General features: G+C 67.6%; 1 protein-coding gene. It reads left to right on the top strand.

What is annotated here, in order from left to right; translation table 11 throughout:
• Nucleotides 1–768, top strand: a 768-nt coding sequence (locus ACKGJN_RS16310) for a proline dehydrogenase family protein (RefSeq protein ID WP_409540626.1), incomplete at both ends; no start/stop codon positions are given.

Raw genomic sequence — 768 nt, 5'->3', positions numbered from 1 at the left:
GCCCGACTCGCTGACCGTCGACAAGCTGATCAAGGACAAGATCGCCGACGCCGACTGGGAGGCGCACCTCGGCCATTCCGACTCGCTGTTCGTCAATGCCTCGACCTGGGCCCTCATGCTCACCGGCCGGGTAGTGAAGCTGCGCCGCGACGACGTGCGCGACCTCACCGGTACCCTGCGCAATATGGTGCAGAAGTCGGGCGAGCCGGTGATCCGCCGCGCGGTGACCCAGGCCATGCGCATCCTCGGGCGTCAGTTCGTCATGGGCCGCACCATCGAGGAGGCGCTGGAGCGCGCCAAGGCCAACGAGAAGAAAGGCTATCGCTACTCCTACGACATGCTGGGCGAGGCCGCCCACACCATGGCCGACGCCAGGCGCTACTTCGAATCCTACCGCAAGGCCATCGCCGCCATCGGCAAGGTGGCGGCGGGAAGAGGACCCATCGATGCCCCGGGCATCTCGATCAAGCTCTCGGCGCTGCACCCGCGCTATCTCTTCGCTCAGCGCGAGCGGGTGATGGCCGAACTGGTGCCGCAGCTGAAGGCGCTGGCGCTGGAGGCCAAGGCGGCGGACATCGGCCTCACGGTGGATGCGGAGGAGGCCGACCGCCTCGATCTATCAATCGACGTCATCGAGGCTGTGTCCGGCGATCCGGACCTCGCCGGCTGGAACGGCTTCGGCCTCGCGGTGCAGGCCTACCAGAAGCGCGCGCTGCCGCTGCTCGACTGGCTGGCGGACATGGCCAAACGCCACAAGCGCCGCCTCAT

It is taken from the genome of Gillisia xinjiangensis (genome assembly GCF_046298265.1).
GTDB lineage: Bacteria > Bacteroidota > Bacteroidia > Flavobacteriales > Flavobacteriaceae > Gillisia > Gillisia xinjiangensis.
Note: the sequence above shows the minus strand (reverse complement) of the source record. Positions and strands in the feature narration are given on the sequence as shown.